Source organism: Nocardia farcinica, assembly GCF_029867845.1.
Classification (GTDB): domain Bacteria; phylum Actinomycetota; class Actinomycetes; order Mycobacteriales; family Mycobacteriaceae; genus Nocardia; species Nocardia farcinica_A.
Genome location: NZ_JARWRU010000267.1, coordinates 1 through 1281 on the forward strand (window position 1 = coordinate 1; position 1281 = coordinate 1281).

Below are 1281 nucleotides of genomic sequence, written 5' to 3' on the forward strand. Positions count from 1 at the left end.
GCGGTTGCCTGTGGGCGCCCCCGGGGGGGGCCGGCCCCCGTGGTGGGGCGGCCCGTCCGGGGGCGGGGCCTGGGGGCCGGGGGCGTGGGCCGCCCCCGGGGCCGTCTTCGCCGGCGCCGGGGGCGCCGTCGCCGATTGCTCGGCATTCGCCTCGCCCAAGTGCTGAGTCATGCCACCGCCTCTCCGTGCCGCGATCCGAACCACATTATCCGACCGCGGCTACTGCCCGGACCACGACGTCGGGCCGCGATCCACGCCTCGTCGCGGGGTCGCGGCGCAACGTTGTCACCATTGTCGCGCGTCGGGCCCGTCCGCGCTCGTTCTCGTGCTGTTCGCGGTCGCGATCGATGCAACGCGCGGACCGGGGGAAGGCTTCCCGGCGGCGGGCTCCGGCGCCCGTGCGGGGGTACGGCCGGGCCACGGCGCCTGTAGGCAGGCGGCGACCGTGGTGGCCAGGTGCAGCGAGCGCCCGGCAAACGACGCACGCGGGTGCGGGCGGGGCCGGTATGTTCGCCGCATGACGGTCCTGCGGTCCCTGGTGTTGTTCGGTCTGGCGGCGCTCGCCGAGATCGGCGGGGCCTGGCTGGTGTGGCAGGGCTACCGGGAGGACCGCGGGCTGTGGTGGATCGCGGCGGGCGTGCTCGCCCTCGGCGCGTACGGGTTCGTCGCCACCTTCCAGCCCGACCCGAACTTCGGGCGCATCCTGGCCGCCTACGGCGGGGTCTTCGTGGCCGGGTCGCTGGTGTGGGCGATGGTGCTGGACGGATTCCGGCCCGACCGCTGGGACCTCGCGGGCGCGCTGATCTGCCTGGTGGGAGTGGCGGTCATCATGTACGCGCCACGCTGAGCGCCCGCCGATCCCGCCCGGGTGCCCGGGTCCGCTCCGATGCCGAAACGCGTAGGCTCGATTGCGTTCTCGTGCATGTGTTCGGAAACTTGCCGGGCGTGGCACCGGGACTCGCCGCGCCACATCGGGTAACGTTTGTGCTTTTGCGTAAAGTTTTCGCTGTTGGGCGAGTCATAGCCGGATTCTGTTACGGTCTATTGCGTTTCAGGGTTGAGGGTTGTTGTGGCAACGAGACTGATTGCGAAGCGCTATGACTGGGTACCTGGCTGGTCTCACGGGACTGGTGGTCGCAACCACCGTCGCCGTCGCCGCCGCGTACTCCGCTCCGGTTCCCGCCCACGCCGATCCGGTGAAACCCGCTGCGCCCGCATCGGATTCGCCCGCGCCCGCGCCGGCCTCCGGCGCGCCCACCCTGGTGATCGAGACCTGCCCCG

1 protein-coding gene is annotated in these 1281 nt (G+C 72.3%); it reads left to right on the forward strand.

What is annotated here, in order from left to right; translation table 11 throughout:
- Window positions 1–517 precede the first annotated feature (517 nt).
- Window positions 518–847, forward strand: a complete 330-nt coding sequence (locus tag QH283_RS05455) for a YnfA family protein (protein ID WP_280501919.1) — start codon at window positions 518–520, stop codon at window positions 845–847.
- Window positions 848–1281 lie beyond the last annotated feature (434 nt).